Below are 14,455 nucleotides of genomic sequence, written 5' to 3'. Positions count from 1 at the left end.
GCCCGCGGCGGCGGAGAGCCGCCGTCGGGGGTGCCCGTCCCGTCGGGAGGCCCGCCGGGCGCTACCCGCGTCCCTCGCGGCCGCCGCCGTGGCCCCGGTCCTGCCGGCCCGAGTCCTTGTCGGGGCGCCGGTCGTCGTACGTCTGCGGCTGCGGCGTCGCCGTCCCTGACAGGGACGAGCCGCGTGCGTCGTCCGACCGCGGTGCGGGACGGTCGGGCTTCGGGAGAGCCGGACGCGTGACGGGCGGCCCGGGTCGCGCGGGCACGGGCGTCGGAGCGGGCCGAGCGGCCGGCGCGGGCTTCGGCGTCGGCTTCGGCGACGGCTTCGCTGCAGCCGGCGGCGCGGGCTGGGGCGTGGCCGCCGGTGCCGGCGCCGCTCCCGAGGCCGGTGCGGGTGCTGGCGCGGGCGTCTGCGGGACGGCCGGGCCCGGCGGGGCCGGCACGACCACGGGCAGCGGCTCGACCACGGGCCCGCTGCCGGGCTCGGCGGCGGGCACCTCGACGGCGTCGCCCACCCGCGGACCGACCGGCTCGTCCGCCGGCTCGTCGACGAGCTCGACCGCGGGTGCCGGCGACGGCGCCAGGCCCGTCAGCACCGGGGAGGACAGGTCGAGGCGGACGGACGCGGCGCCGGCGCCGTCGAGCGGCGCCCACGCGGTCGAGCCGGTCCCCGGGGTCGTGCCCAGGAGCACCTGCTCGGGCCGTGCCGAGACGCCCGGGCCACCACCGACCTCGTCCTGCGCGGGCGCGACGACGACCCCGAACGCGAGCGTCGCGGCCGAGAGCACCGCGGCGGCGCCCCAGCGCACGGGACGACCCGGGCCGCTGGTGCGCGCGCGTCCCCGCACCCTGGGCGCACGGCGGCGCTCCTGGCGTGCGAGGGTGTGCGCCGACGAGACCGACGCTGCAGGCCGGACCGTCGGGAGCACGCGCGTGGCGGTGGCCTCGTCCAGCGGGTGCGGCGTGGGCGGGAGCCCCACCGCCACGGCACCCGCGCGGACGACCTCTCGCGGCGCGGGACGGTCCACGACGGCGGCGGTCTCGCGGAGCAGCAGCAGGGCCGCGCGGTCGGCCGCGAGGCGGTGGCGGTACGGCGGGACGGCGACCGCGCCCTCCGCGGCCAGCGCGCGCACCGCGCGCAGTGCCTCGAAGCGCACCGTGGGCGACCAGGCGCGGCCCTCGGGCGGACGGCGACCGGCGACGAGGTCGTCGAGCACGGCGCGCTGCGCGTCGGTCACCGCCCGCAGCGCGGCGACCTGGTCCGTCCCCGAGACCCCCGCGGCGCGCACGTGCCGCCGGGCGTCGCGCGCGAGCCCGACGGCGTGCGCGGCGACCAGGCCGTCCACCGCGCGCTCGCGCTCGCCCTCCGGCACCGTCGCGGCGACGACGCGTGCGTCCTCGACGACCGAGCGTCGAGACCCGGGTCCCTCGTCAGACATGTCCTGCTGCCCCCTGTGCTCCTGCGCCCGCCTGCGGCCGCCCCCTGGTCCCCGTGCTCGCCACGGTGCGGTTCTCCTGCTCGCCGCGGTACGCCGCGGGCCTCCCGGCAGGTGCGGGTCGTGGAGCGACGCTCGCGCTCACACGCTGTCCACGGCGTCGAGGACGATGCCGACGTCCCGGAGGTGCTGCGCCGCCAGCACCCGGACCCGGTCGATGTGGGCGACGGTCCGGTGCCGGGGCAGACCCAGCGTCCGGGCGATCCACACGACCGTGTCGTGGCCCGGGAGCGGGCCGCCGCCCCCGTAGGCCTCGGACATCCAGAGCGCCGCGACCCGTCCGCGGACCGGGTCCTCCGCGTGCGCCGCGTCGACGACGGAGCGGACGAGCGCCGGGACCTCGACCGCGTGCAGCACGCAGTCCGCGTGCGCGTCCGTCGTGCGCGCGGAGTCGAGGGCCTCGTCGAACGACAGCGCGCCGCGCAGCACGAGCTCGTCGGCCTCCGTCACGACCATGCCCTGCCGGACGACGTCTGCCCGGTGGGCGCCGAGGCGCTCGTTCGTCGCGCGGACGGCCTCCTCGACCGAGGGTGCCGCGCCGCGCAGCGCGGCGAGCTCCGACCGCGTGCGCGCGAGCTCGCGACGGCGACGCTGCGCGGCCACCATGCCCGACGCCGGCGCGGTCGCGTGGTCGAGGAACGAACGGACGCGGGGTCGTGCCGTGTAGACGACGATGGCGAGGAACGAGCGCATGCTGCGCAGGTAAGCCGGGTCGCGCCGGGACCGCTCGAGCATCTCCCAGGCGGTCTCCACGACGATCGCCGCGACGTCGTCGAGGTGCTGAGCCGCGGGCACCGAGTTGGTGCGGCACAGGCGCGCCGCGATCCGGCGCCACTGCGTCGCGTGGGCGGCGAGGAGCGCCGAGACCTCGGCGCGGTAGCGGTCGTCGTCCTCGATCGCGACGACGCGGGCGACCTCGTCCCGGAGCGCCCCGGGGTCGTCGTCCTCCTGCGGGCCCTCGTCGACGGCGCGCACGGGACGCGCGTCGCGCGCCCGCTGCGGGCGCGGGTCGAGCAGGGTCCGGTCGGTCACGGTCCAAGCATGCGGACCCGGAGGGGCTCCTGGCGCGCGGGACACCGTCTTTCACACCGGACTTCACCCTCAGGTGCCCCGGGCAGCGGGTGATCTCCGCACGCTTCGCCCGCCGCGGGTGTTTCGCGGACGTCGCCACGGTGGGATGCTGTCCTCGGCGACGGGCTCGCCGGCTGGACAGGGCAGGACGAGATCAGGAGGTGGACCGGGTGCACGCAGCGTCCTGCGCTTCGACGGCGTCGCCGTGCCGGGCCGCCGACGCCCCGGGCGGGGTGGTGTCGCGGTGACCCCGGAGGAGGACGGCGCCGGTGCGCCGTGGGACGACACGACCTGGGCCATCTGGGCCGTGGGCCTCGTGGAGCCGCTCATCGACCCCGACGACCGGCTCGCCACCATGGCCGCGATGCGCGCGCAGGCGAAGGCGCACCCGCTGCGCGCCGTGACGCTCCTCGCCGGCGCCCTCACCGACCTCCTGGACTCGTTGCCCGACGACGACCCGTGGCGCCACCTGGACCCCGCGACGTTCGGCACGTACCGGGACGGCCTGGACCTGGTCCCGTCGGAGGCCGTCGTGATCGCCGAGGACATCGGCCTCGCGGCGCTCGCCCGGCCGCTCGGGCACGGCGGGGCGCGGGTCATGAGCGAGGCGCAGCACGGGTGGGAGAACGCCGCGCACGCGGCGAACGAGCTCGAGGACCCGGTGCGCACGCTCACGCGCGCCGTGGCGTGGGCCGCCTGGCGCCGCCGCGTGTACGTGGGCGAGGACAGCTACCCCGTCCTCGTGGTCTTCTCGTGGCTGCCGCGCGCGGCGCTCATCGCCGCGGGGCGCGAGATCGACGACGACCTCGCGCGCGCCGAGATGCGCGCGTCCGCCAAGATCGTCGACGACCTCGTCTGACCGGCCTGGGCCTCAGCGCCTGTCCGTGCCGCTCGCGGGCAGGGGACGCTGGGCCGGGAGCAGCCCCAGCTCGATCCCGCGGGCGAGGGCGTCCTCGCGCCGACGCACCCCGAGCTTCCGGTAGATCGAGCGGAGCTGGCTCTTCACCGTGTTCACGGACACGGTGAGGCTCCGGGAGACGTCGACCGCGGTCGCGTGCCGCATGAGGGTGTCGAGGACGACGACCTCGCGGTCGGACAGGGGCTGGGGGAGGTCGACCGTCGCGGCGAAGAGCTCCGGCACGGGTTCCGCGTCCCCGATGAGGCGCTGCGCCGTCTGGTCCTTGCTCCGTGCCGCGAGCTCGACCAGCGTGAGGAGGTCGTGCCGGGCGGGGAGCGCGAGGGCGAACCGCAGCCGTCGGTCCTCGGCGACGCCGGCGAGCTTGTCCAGGGCGTCGCGCGCCTGCGTCTCCTCCTCGGCGTGCGTGAGGGCGGCGGCGAGCAGGACGGCGTGCGCGGCCCGCAGGCGTGGCGCGGCGGTCCGCGGCGGCGTGTGCGCGACGAGCACGTCCCGCGCGGTGCTCCACCGGCCGGTGAGCAGGGCGACGTGGGCCCGCAGCAGCCAGGTGAGCGACGACGTCGCCGGGGCGACCTTGAGCCAGGAGTGCACCGCGCCGACCTGGCCGCGCGCGAGCCCGAGCAGGCCGCTCACGTAGTCGAGGTGGTCGATGTCGCGCGCGGAGATGCGGCGGCGGCCGCGCTCGGACTCGATGTAGCGGCGCAGCCGCTCGATGCCCAGGGCCGGCTCGAAGGACACGAGGTCGACGTACGCCTGGACCGTGGCGACGACCGGGCGGGTCTCGAGCGTCGCGAGGTGCGGTCGCAGCACGTCGAGGTGGGCCTGGGCGCCGCGGGCGTCGAAGCGCTCGAGGCACACGATCGCGCGGGCGATGCGGTACAGGTGGTCGTCGCGCCCCGCGCGGACCTCGGCGTGGGGCGACGCCTCGATGACCTCGAGGTCGCGCACGGCCTCCGGCAGGTCCCCGCGGAGCGCGAGCACGAGCGCACGCAGCGACAGGCCGTAGAGCGTGCGCGGGTCGACGGCGGGGGAGCCGCCGAGGTCCTCGAGCGTGGCGAGCGCCTCGTCGTCCGCGCCCGCCCGCGCGAACGACATCGCGACCTCGGCGCGGAGCCGGGGCAGCTCGCGCACGAGCTCCCGGCGCTCGTCCACGCCCAGCTCGTCGAGCGTCTGCCGAGCCCGGCGCGCCGGCTCGAGCGCGCGCTGCGTCGCGTTCGTGGAACGCAGCGCGACGCTCTCGAGCACGTCCAGGACGACGCGTTCCGTCGTCGAGGTCGCCCTCGCCCGGGGGCGCAGGGCGGCCAGCGTCAGCTGGTACGTCTCGATCGCCTCGGTGCGCTCCCCGGGGACGCTGTCGTGGTGGATCGCGAGGGCCCCGGCGAGCAGCGGCCAGCGCCGCAGGTCCGTCTGCGGGAGGCCCTTGAGGACGTCGAGGCGGGCCAGCGCCTGCGGCTCGAGCAGCTCGCCCCAGTACCGCGAGACGGCCGAGGACGCGAGCCCGAGGTCGCCCGCGCCGACCGCGTGCCGCAGCGCCTCGACGGGATAGCCGTTCGTCAGGTACCAGCGTGCGGCGGCGAGCTGGGCGAGCCCCCACTCGTCCGGGTGCTCCTCGCGGACGCGCTCCGCCACGAACGTCCGCACCACCGGGAACAGGACGAAGACCCGGCCCGCGGGACGTCGCTCCCACGCACCCAGCCCGCGCTCCTCGAGCATCCACAGCAGCTGCGGTGCCGCGGGCTCCCGCGTCAGCGCCACGGCGAGGTCGGCGGTGAGGACGTCCGCGACCGCGCACCGCCGCAGGACCTGCTCGAGCCGAGGGCGCTCGGCGCCCTCGAGCTGCTTCTCGAGCGCGGCGCGCAGCAGCTCGTCGGCGACCTGGACGTGCGCCGGGGTCCCGTGGGAGCCGGCCATCTCCGCGGCGAGCATCGCGACCCGCAGGTAGAGCGGCTGGCCGCCGGTGAGGACGTGCGCCTCCGCGGGGTCGAGGTCCACGCCCGCCTGGCGCAGCATGCGGGCCGTCTCGTCCCGGGTCAGCGGCAGCTGGTCCGCCGTGATGACGGTCCGGTCGAGCTCGAGCCCGACCGATGCGGCCTCCAGGGGGGAGACCGTGCTCGTGGCCACGGCCACGGAGAGGTTCGGGCACAGGCGCAGCAGGGCGAGGACGTCGTCGTGGACCGCGGCGTCCGTGACGTCCTGGTAGTCGTCGATGACGACCACGACCTCCCCGGGCACCGCGAGGAACGCGTCGGCCAGCCGGCCGGGCACGTCGTCGGGGGCGAGCTCCGCGGGACCCAGCGCGGCCTCGAACGCCACGAGCCCGGCGCGCGCGGCGCGTCGCGCGACCGCGCGCCAGAGGTCCGTCCGGGACATCTCCGGGATGACGGACAGCCAGAGACCCGGCGTGGCCCGGCGTCGAGACCACTCGGCGAGGAGGGAGGTCTTGCCCGCACCTGCGGGGCCGCGGACCACGCGGAGAGCGGCGTCCACCTCGAGCCGGTCGAGCAGGCGCTCGCGGACGAGCTCGGTGTGCGGGGGGCGTGGCGCCCCGTACAGACGGAACGTCGTCGTGTCCGTCACCGACATGCTGCCTCCGTGCTTCCCCCGCTCCACGGGCGGGCGGACGGACGGCGGCGAACCGCGTCCGGCCACGGCTCCGCCCCGAGAGCCGGCACCGCGCCGTGATCCGCTCTCACCCTAGGCGAGGAGGTGCGCCGGTTCTCGGGGAAGGCGGGTGAAGCGCTCGAACCAGGTCGCCCGCGGCTCCCGCCACCCCGGACGAAACGGGACGCCCGGGGACGATGCGGACAGCGCGGCCCCTCGCGTGCATAGGGGCCTCGGGCGTGTCCACCCGCGGACGCGACCGGAGAGGAGCCGCACGCCCATGTCTGTGCACCGGGCTCGCCCACGGACCGCGCTCGCTGCGGTGCTGGTGTGCGCCGTCCTGGTCGGCGCGTCCACGACGGCCCACGCCGCCCCGGTCGCCAGTGCCACGGCAGACCCGGGCGTCGCGCCCGTGGCGACGGAGACCCTCGCGCGGGTCGCCGAGGACGGCCGGCCCGGTGCCGCGGGTGCGGCGACGTCCACCGCTGCGGCCGACGGCACGGGCCCCGACGCGGCATCCGGCACGCACCCCGGCGCGGGCACGGACTCCGGCTCCGGCGCGGGCGCCGGCACCGTGGGCGTCGGGCCGGTCGTGCCTGCCGTGCCCGGCGCTCCCGTGCCGGACGGACCGGAGCCTCCCGCGCCCGGGTCGGCCGCTCCGGAGGAGGGCGCGTCTCCCTCCGTCCCCGCTCCCGACCCGGCGGCCCCGGAGGAGGGCGAGACGCCCCCCGGCCCCGACCCCACCGTGCCCGACGGCGGGCCCGCGCCCCGCGTGGTCGTGCTGCCGCCGGTCCTCGTCCGCGCGGCGGCCGGGGACGCGGTCTACCTCGTGCCGGTGGTCGAGGGCGTGCGCTGGTCCCTGGGCGGCGAGCCGATGACGTGCACCGTGGTCGTGGTCGACGGGTACCGGACCGTCGAGGCGCCGCGGGACGGCGGCGTCCTGCGGGCGACGGCCGTGGCGGAGGACGGCCACGTGCTGCAGCTCCCGGACGGGCGGTCCGCCGCCGAGGCGGTCACGGAGCTGCTCCCCGTCGTCACGGCGGTGCTCCCCGCCGCGCAGGACGGCCCGGGTAGGGCGGACACGTACACCGTGCCCGACGCCGAGGGCCTCGTCGTCCGCGACGCGACCGGCGCGGTGCTCCCGCCCGGCAGCACGCACGCCGTCGAGGGGTACCTCGACCACGTGGCGCGCGTCGTCCTGACGCTCTCCCCGGCCGCGGGCCTGCGGCTCGCGGCGGGGGGCGCGGCGGAGCCGGTGCTGCCGGGGTCGGACGGGTCGCGCGCCGTCGAGCTCGTGTTCTCCGGTCTCACCGAGGTCCGGGCGCCGGCGCCCGTGGTCGTCGCCGCGCGCCCGGGCGCGGCGGCCGCGGTCGAGGTGCCGCGGGCCGACGGCGTGGAGTTCGTCCTCGACGAGCGGGTCCTCGCCCCGGGCCGCCATCCCGCCCGGGGCACGGTGACCGTGACGGCGCGCGCGCTCGACGGCTACGTCCTCGTCGGCGAGACGTCGTGGGAGCTCGTGCTCGACGGGCCGGCCGTCCCCGAGGTGCCCGCCGCCACGCCCGCGTCGCCTGCTCCGGCCGCCCCGGTGCCCGCGGCCACACCGGACGCGTCCGCGCCGACGACGGCGGACGGGCCCGCGCTCGACCTGGCGCCGGTGGTCGGCACGGCGGACCCGTCGCGCGCCGTCGTCGCGGCCGCGGGCGGGGCGCCCGCCGCGGTGCCACCGGCACCGCCGCGCGGTGACGCCGGGTTCGACCTGCTCACGCTGGTGCTGGGCGGGGCGCTCGTGTCCGGGGCGTGGGTGCTGCGCGCGCGCCGCGACCAGACGGCCTGACTCCGCCCAGCCGGGGTCTGGGAGCCGGGCGCCGCAGCCCGTCCAGCGGGCCGGGCGCGGCACGCCTCAGGTGCGCGGGCCGCCGCGGGCGCCGAGCCGCTCGACCAGGCGCGCGAGGACGTCGCCCGTGCGCAGGCCGTCGTGCTCGAACTCGTTCGTCACCCACGTGCGGACGTTGCCCACGCGTGCCGCCGTCTCGAGCGAGAGCCCGGCGTCGACGAACATGTCGTCGACGTACACCGCCGCCTCGACCGGCACCTCGTTGCGCGCGAGGACGTCGAGGTCGTACAGGTCGGGCCACTCCTCGCGCGCGGCGAGCGCCTCCGCCGCCGCGCGGAACGGCCGGAGCGCGGCGATCTCCTCGAGCATCCAGGGGTAGATCATCTCGCCGGTGAGGAGCAGCGGTCGTGCCGCCGGGTCGAGGGCCGGCTCCTCGGCGCGGACCGCCTCGGCGGCCCACGCCGTCGGGCCCGTGCCCGACTGCGCGTAGATCGACTCGTGGAGCACGGCGTACAGCGGGTTGGTGCGGAACGACGTCGCCGCCGCGACCTCCGCGAGGAACGTGTCCGTGAGGGTGTCCGGCGCGTCCGCGTCGAACGCCTCGTCCACGAGCCAGTGGATGCGCTCCGGGCCGGGCTTCATCCCGAGGTCCGTGCCGAGCGACTGGAGCCGGCGCACGGTGAGCCGGTCGCCGTCGGGCAGGCGCACGTCGTCGGACGCGAGCAGGTCCGCGACGCGCGCGAGGCGGGCCGCGTCGTCCGGGTACCGCTCCCGGTAGGCGGCGTTCTTCGCGACGACGCGCGGCTGGGTGCGGCGGTACACCTCGCGCGCGTCCGCGGTCAGGCCGGGCAGCCCGCCCGTGACGTAGCAGGCGGTGAGCGCCTCGGGCGCCCGCGACAGGTACGTCATCGTGAGGAAGCCGCCGTAGGACTGGCCGAGCGACGTCCACCGCCGCCCGCCGTACACCGTCCGGCGCACGTGCTCGGCGTCGGCGACGATCGCGTCCGCCCGGAAGTGGGAGAGGTACTCCGCCTGGGCGGCCCCCGGGCCGCGCGCGGCGAGCGCCGCCCCGCGCACGGCCGAGGACCGGCCGGTGCCGCGCTGGTCGAGCAGCACCACCCGGTGCGTCGCGAGCGCGGTGCCGACCCAGCCGTCCGGCCCGGTGGGCCGGGGCCCCTTGCCGCCCGGGCCGCCCTGGAGGAACACGAGCAGCGGCAGGTCGTCGTGACGCCGGACCGGGTCGACGAGCTCGCGCACGAACAGCGTGAGGCGGCGAGGGTCCGTGTCGTCGTCCCACACGAGCGGCACCTCGAGCTCGCGGTCGGTGACGTGGATGCCGGGCAGGGTGTACGCGGTCTCGCGGGCGACGCTCACCCGGCCACCCTAGCCGCGCCGCGCGCGGCGGCCGCGGCGGACGGCGGTGCGCGTCACAGCTCGACGGTCTCGTTCTCCCCGCCGTCGTAGCGCGAGCCGGTGACCTTCGCCTTGACCAGGCTGAACAGCGTCGCGACGCGGCCGCCAGGGGAGTCCCAGTACTCCGCGGAGTGGGCGTGCAGCCGGACGAGCACCACGCCGGGCGTGTCCGGGCCGTCGGGGAACCAGGCGTCGGCGACCGTGTTCCACAGCTCGCGGATCTTGTCGCGGTCGCGGACGACCGCGGCGCGCCCGGACACCGAGACCCAGGACGTCGAGCCCGAGAAGGCCGCGTTCGCCGCCGAGTCCCGCGCGATCTCGGCGACCTTGTGCGAGTCGGCGGCGGCGAAGAACCACAGGTCGCCGTCGAAGTCGACGGCCTGGACGCCCATCGGCCGGCTGACCAGGCTCCCGTCGGTCGCGACGGTGGTCAGCATGGCGATCTTCTCGTCCTTGATGAGCTCGCGGACCGTGGCGACCTCGTCGGAGCTCGCGTGGGGCTGCTCGTGGTGCGTGCCGGTCATGTCGTCTCCCGTCGTCGGGCCGCGGGGCGCGGCATCTCGACGCTAGGCACGACGCGCGCGACTCGCCCCGTGGGAGCACGACGAGGGGGCGGGGTGCGCGACGCCGCGGCGCCGTGCACCCCACCCCCTCGGCAGGTGGTCCCGGGACGGGCTACTGCTCCACGTCCTCGTCGACCCACTCCATGGTCTTCGTCACGGCCTTCTTCCAGTTCCGGTACAGGCGCTCGCGCTCGCCGGACTCCATCGACGGGCTCCAGCGCTTGTCCTCGACCCAGTTGTCGATGACGTCCTGCTCGCCCTTCCAGAAGCCGACGGCGATGCCCGCGGCGTAGGCGGCGCCGAGCGCCGTCGTCTCGGCGACCTTGGGGCGCACGACGTCGACGCCGAGCTGGTCGGCCTGGAACTGCATGAGGAGCTCGTTGGCGACCATGCCGCCGTCGACGCGCAGCTCGGTGAGGTCGACGCCCGAGTCGGCGTTCATCGCGTCGACGACCTCGCGGCTCTGGAACGCCGTCGCCTCGAGCGCGGCGCGCGCGATGTGGTTGCGGTTGACGTACCGCGTGAGGCCCACGAGCGCGCCGCGCGCGTCGGGCCGCCAGTAGGGCGCGAACAGGCCGGAGAACGCCGGCACGAAGTAGGCGCCGCCGTTGTCCTGGACCTTGCCCGCGAGCCACTCGACGTCGGGCGCGTCCTCGAACATGCCCAGGTTGTCGCGCAGCCACTGCACGAGCGAGCCGGTCACGGCGATCGAGCCCTCGAGCGCGTACACCGCGGGTGCGTCGCCGATCTTGTAGCAGACGGTCGTGAGCAGGCCGTTCTTGCTCATGACCTTCTCCGTGCCCGTGTTGAGCAGCAGGAAGTTGCCGGTGCCGTACGTGTTCTTGGCCTGGCCGACCTCGAAGCACGCCTGGCCGAACGTCGCCGCCTGCTGGTCGCCGAGGATGCCGGCGATCGGGACGCCGGGGACGAGGCCGCGGGGCCGGCCGTGACCGTACACCTCGGACGACGACCGGATCTCGGGGAGCATCGACAGCGGGATGCCCATGTCCGCGGCGATGTCCTCGCGCCAGGAGAGCGTGTCGAGGTCCATGAGCATCGTGCGCGACGCGTTCGTCACGTCGGTGACGTGCACGCCGCCCTCGGTGCCGCCCGTCATGTTCCACAGCACCCACGTGTCGGTGTTGCCGAACAGCAGGTCGCCCTTCTCGGCCTTCTCGCGCGCGCCCTCGACGTTGTCGAGGATCCACTTGATCTTCGGGCCGGAGAAGTAGGTGGCGAGCGGGAGGCCGACGATCGACTTGTACTTCTCGGGGCCCTCGTCGCCGCCGAGCTCGTCGACGATCTTCTGGGTGCGCGTGTCCTGCCAGACGATGGCGTTATAGACGGGCTTGCCCGTGGTCTTGTCCCAGACGACGGCCGTCTCGCGCTGGTTCGTGATGCCGACGGCCGCGATGTCCTCGTGCGTGAGGTTGCCTCGGGTGAGGGCGAGACCGACGACCTCGCGCACGTTGTTCCAGATCTGCTCGGGGTTGTGCTCGACCCACCCCGCGCGCGGGAAGATCTGGTCGTGCTCGAGCTGCCCGGTGGAGTAGATCTCCCCGGAGTGGTTGAAGACGATGGCCCGGGAGCTCGTGGTCCCCTGGTCGATGGCGAGAACGTAGTCGGCCATGGTGCGTTCAGTCCTTCACGTCGGTGTGGGTGTGGTTGCGGCGTAGGTGCCCGGCGCCCGACGGCGCGGGTCGCGTGACCGGGGAGGCCCCCGGCTCCCCGGTCACGCGGGGGAGAGGTCCGGTCGTCCGGGTTGGTCAGACCCAGGCGGCCCCGAGCAGGCCGGCGAGGACGCCGCCGACCAGCGGACCGGCGACCGGGACCCAGGCGTAGGCCCAGTCGCTCGAGCCCTTGCCCCGGATCGGCAGCACCGCGTGCGCGATGCGGGGACCGAGGTCACGGGCAGGGTTGATGGCGTAGCCGGTGGGACCACCGAGGCTCGCGCCGATACCGACCACGATGAGCGCGACCGCGAGCGGCCCCAGGCCGGACGGGGTCTTGCCGGACGCCACGACGAAGAACACGAGCACGAACGTCGCGATGACCTCCGTGACGAAGTTCCACGCGTAGGAGCGGATCTCCGGGCCGGTGGAGAACACCGCGAGCTTGGTCGCGCCGGGCGCGTCCTCGTCGAAGTGCTTCTTGTACGCCAGGAACGCCAGCACGGCGCCGACGAAGGCACCGATCATCTGGGCCCCGAAGTACAGGAACATGTTGCCGACCGTCGGCTCGATGGTCGCCGTCACGAGCCCCTCGGGGCCGGTCACGGAGAAGAACGGCTCCTGGGCGGTGAAGAGGCCGATGGTCACGGCCGGGTTGAGGTGCGCACCCGACTTGTAGGCCACGTAGACGCCGGCGAAGACCGCGAGGCCCCATCCGAAGTTGATGAGGAGCCAGCCGCCGTTGAAGCCCTTGGTCCTCGGGAGGACGACGTTCGCGACGACGCCCGCGCCGAGGAGGATCAGTGTCGCCGTGCCGAGTATCTCGGACCAGAAGGCGTTCATGAGGAGTTGATCCATCGTGCTCTCTCTTTCGTGGTGGACTTCTCTGTCTCAACCGTCCCGACGCACCTGAGCGCCGGGTCCTCGGGTCGGTCCGCCGTCGGCGTGCGCCCCGTGGGGTCGGTGTGCGGGGCCCCGGGGCCGACCCGTCGGTCGGCCCCGGGGCTCGCTCGCGGCGATGTGCAGCTGTCAGGTCGTGCGGAGCGGCTGGAGCGGCGCGACGTCGGGCGCCTCCAGCCGGGTGCGCTCGGCGGACGCGTCGTCGGGCTCCTGCTCGGCGGCGGCCTCGGCCTCCGCGCGGGCGGTGTAGCTCGCGATCTCGGCGTCGCGCGTCGCGTCGTCCCACCCGAGGATCTCGGCGGCGACGGCCGCGATCTCGGGCAGCGCGGCGAGGCCCCGGTCGGGCACCTCGTAGTTGAGCCGCGTGCGGTGCAGCAGCAGGTCCTCGAGGTGCAGCGCCCCCTCGTGGGAGACGCCGTACGCGATCTCCGCGCGCAGGTACGCCGGCGCGTGCTCGAGCGGGCGGGCGAGGTCCGGCTGCGCCTCGCACAGCTCGACGAGCTCGCGCAGGTTCGACCCGTACCGGTGCAGGAGGTGGTCGACCATGGCCGGGGTCCAGCCGTACCGGGACGCCCAGGGCCGCGCCTGGCGACGCACGGCGTCGAGGCCGACGGCGCCGAGCAGCGGGATCTTGTGCGTGATCGACGGCAGGGCGCTCGCGCGCTGGCCGATCGCGAAGTCCACCGCGTCCTTCGCCATGACGCGGTAGGTGGTGAGCTTGCCGCCGGCGATGACCGTGAGGCCCGGGGTGGGGGAGGCCACCGTGTGCTCGCGCGAGACCTTCGCGGAGCTGGTGCCCTCCTTGGTGCCCGGCTGGAGCAGCGGCCGCAGGCCCGCCCAGGTGCCGATGATGTCGTCGCGCGTGAGGGGGTGGGCGAGCACGGCGTTCGCGTGCTCGAGCACGTAGTCGATGTCGGCCGCGGTCGCGACGGGGTGCTGGAGCTCCTGCTCCCACGGGGTGTCGGTCGTGCCGATGACCCAGTAGCGGGACCACGGGATGACGAACAGGACCGACTTCTCGGTCTGCAGGATCAGCCCGACCTGGCCCTTGATGCGCTCGCGCGGCACGACGATGTGGATGCCCTTGGACGCGAGGACCCGCAGCCCGCCCTCGCTGCCGGCGAGCGCCTCGGTGTCCTCCGTCCAGACGCCGGTCGCGTTGATGACGGCGCGAGCCCGGACGGTGATCTCGCGGCCCGTCTCGAGGTCCTGGAGCACGGCGCCGTTCACGGCCCCGGTCGAGCCCTTGGTGAGCGAGACGACCTGCGTGCGGGAGGCCGCGTGCGCGCCGTACGACGCCGCGGTGCGCACGAGCGTCGAGACGAGGCGGGCGTCGTCGACGGACGCGTCCCAGTACTGGACGGCGCCGACGGCCGCGTCGTGCGCGAGGTCGGGGAACTTCTTCTCCATGCGGCTGCGCGACAGGTGCCGGTGCAGCGGCATCGCGCGGCGCCCGGGCGCGACGCTCGCGAGCGTGTCGTAGAGCGCGATGCCCGCGCCGACGTAGGCACGCTCCCACACGCGGTGCTCGAGGGGGTACAGGAAGGGGACGGGGCGCACGAGGTGCGGCGCGATCTCCTTGAGCAGGAGGTCGCGCTCCGTGAGCGCCTCCTTGACCAGGTGGAAGTCGAGCATCTGCAGGTAGCGCAGGCCGCCGTGCACGAGCTTGCTCGACCGGCTCGACGTCCCCGCCGACCAGTCCTGCGCCTCGACGATCGCGGTGGAGAGCCCGCGCGTGACCGCGTCGAGCGCGATCCCGGCACCGGTGACCCCGCCGCCGATCACGAGGACGTCGAGCTCGGCGTCCGCGCTGGTGCTGGCCTCGAGCGCGGCGAGCGCCTGCCGCCGGGAGTCCGCGGTGAGTCTCGTGGATGCCATCCGTCTTCCTCTCTCGTCCCTCGGTGCTGCGGCACGCCGCGGGACGATCGCGCCCACGGTGCGCTCACAGCGACGGTCCCACGCCCGACCAGGGTGCGCGAGCGGGAACCGCCG

The 14,455-nt window shown here is 75.8% G+C and carries 10 protein-coding genes; 2 read left to right on the top strand and 8 right to left on the bottom strand.

Annotated features, from left to right (window positions below; translation table 11 throughout):
- Positions 1-61 precede the first annotated feature (61 nt).
- Positions 62-1,438 (bottom strand): hypothetical protein, encoded by a 1,377-nt coding sequence (locus tag E1O70_RS14065; protein WP_061266706.1) that lies wholly within the window; start codon positions 1,436-1,438, stop codon positions 62-64.
- A 138-nt stretch (positions 1,439-1,576) separates the two neighbouring features.
- Positions 1,577-2,527, bottom strand: coding sequence for a hypothetical protein (locus tag E1O70_RS14060; RefSeq protein WP_061266707.1), 951 nt, complete (start codon positions 2,525-2,527; stop codon positions 1,577-1,579).
- A 283-nt stretch (positions 2,528-2,810) separates the two neighbouring features.
- Here E1O70_RS14060 and E1O70_RS14055 point away from each other — a divergent pair, with 283 nt between their 5' ends.
- Positions 2,811-3,425, top strand: a complete 615-nt coding sequence (locus E1O70_RS14055) for a hypothetical protein (RefSeq protein ID WP_021483189.1) — start codon at positions 2,811-2,813, stop codon at positions 3,423-3,425.
- Positions 3,426-3,437: 12 nt separating this feature from the next.
- Here E1O70_RS14055 and E1O70_RS14050 read toward each other — a convergent pair whose 3' ends face one another.
- A complete protein-coding gene (locus E1O70_RS14050; protein ID WP_061266708.1) occupies positions 3,438-6,065 on the bottom strand; it encodes a LuxR C-terminal-related transcriptional regulator in 2,628 nt (875 codons plus the stop codon).
- Positions 6,066-6,363: 298 nt separating this feature from the next.
- On the opposite strand from E1O70_RS14050, the gene E1O70_RS14045 reads away from it, so the two are divergent.
- Positions 6,364-7,917: a hypothetical protein gene (locus E1O70_RS14045; protein ID WP_128957555.1), complete on the top strand. Its 1,554-nt coding sequence runs from the start codon at positions 6,364-6,366 to the stop codon at positions 7,915-7,917.
- A gap of 66 nt (positions 7,918-7,983) precedes the next feature.
- Here E1O70_RS14045 and E1O70_RS14040 read toward each other — a convergent pair whose 3' ends face one another.
- The 5 genes from E1O70_RS14040 to E1O70_RS14020 form a co-directional block, all read right to left on the bottom strand.
- Entirely contained in the window at positions 7,984-9,291 is a 1,308-nt protein-coding gene (locus E1O70_RS14040) for an alpha/beta fold hydrolase (protein WP_061266710.1), read from the bottom strand.
- Positions 9,292-9,344: 53 nt separating this feature from the next.
- The gene (locus E1O70_RS14035) at positions 9,345-9,854 is read right to left on the bottom strand and encodes a pyridoxamine 5'-phosphate oxidase family protein (RefSeq protein ID WP_043658359.1); all 510 of its coding nucleotides are present in this window, start codon (positions 9,852-9,854) and stop codon (positions 9,345-9,347) included.
- A gap of 151 nt (positions 9,855-10,005) precedes the next feature.
- Positions 10,006-11,523: a glycerol kinase GlpK gene (gene glpK, locus E1O70_RS14030; protein ID WP_061266711.1), complete on the bottom strand. Its 1,518-nt coding sequence runs from the start codon at positions 11,521-11,523 to the stop codon at positions 10,006-10,008.
- Positions 11,524-11,659: 136 nt separating this feature from the next.
- Positions 11,660-12,406, bottom strand: coding sequence for an MIP/aquaporin family protein (locus E1O70_RS14025; RefSeq protein ID WP_240696709.1), 747 nt, complete (start codon positions 12,404-12,406; stop codon positions 11,660-11,662).
- A 186-nt stretch (positions 12,407-12,592) separates the two neighbouring features.
- On the bottom strand, positions 12,593-14,341 hold the full coding sequence (locus E1O70_RS14020; RefSeq protein ID WP_061266713.1) for a glycerol-3-phosphate dehydrogenase/oxidase: 1,749 nt from the start codon (positions 14,339-14,341) through the stop codon (positions 12,593-12,595).
- Between the last annotated feature and the right edge of the window lie 114 nt (positions 14,342-14,455).

The sequence above is a fragment of the Cellulosimicrobium funkei genome (assembly GCF_004519295.1).
Classification (GTDB): Bacteria; Actinomycetota; Actinomycetes; order Actinomycetales; family Cellulomonadaceae; genus Cellulosimicrobium; species Cellulosimicrobium funkei.
The sequence above is the reverse complement of the archived record's forward strand: the minus strand, read 5'-3'. Positions and strand labels throughout refer to the sequence as shown.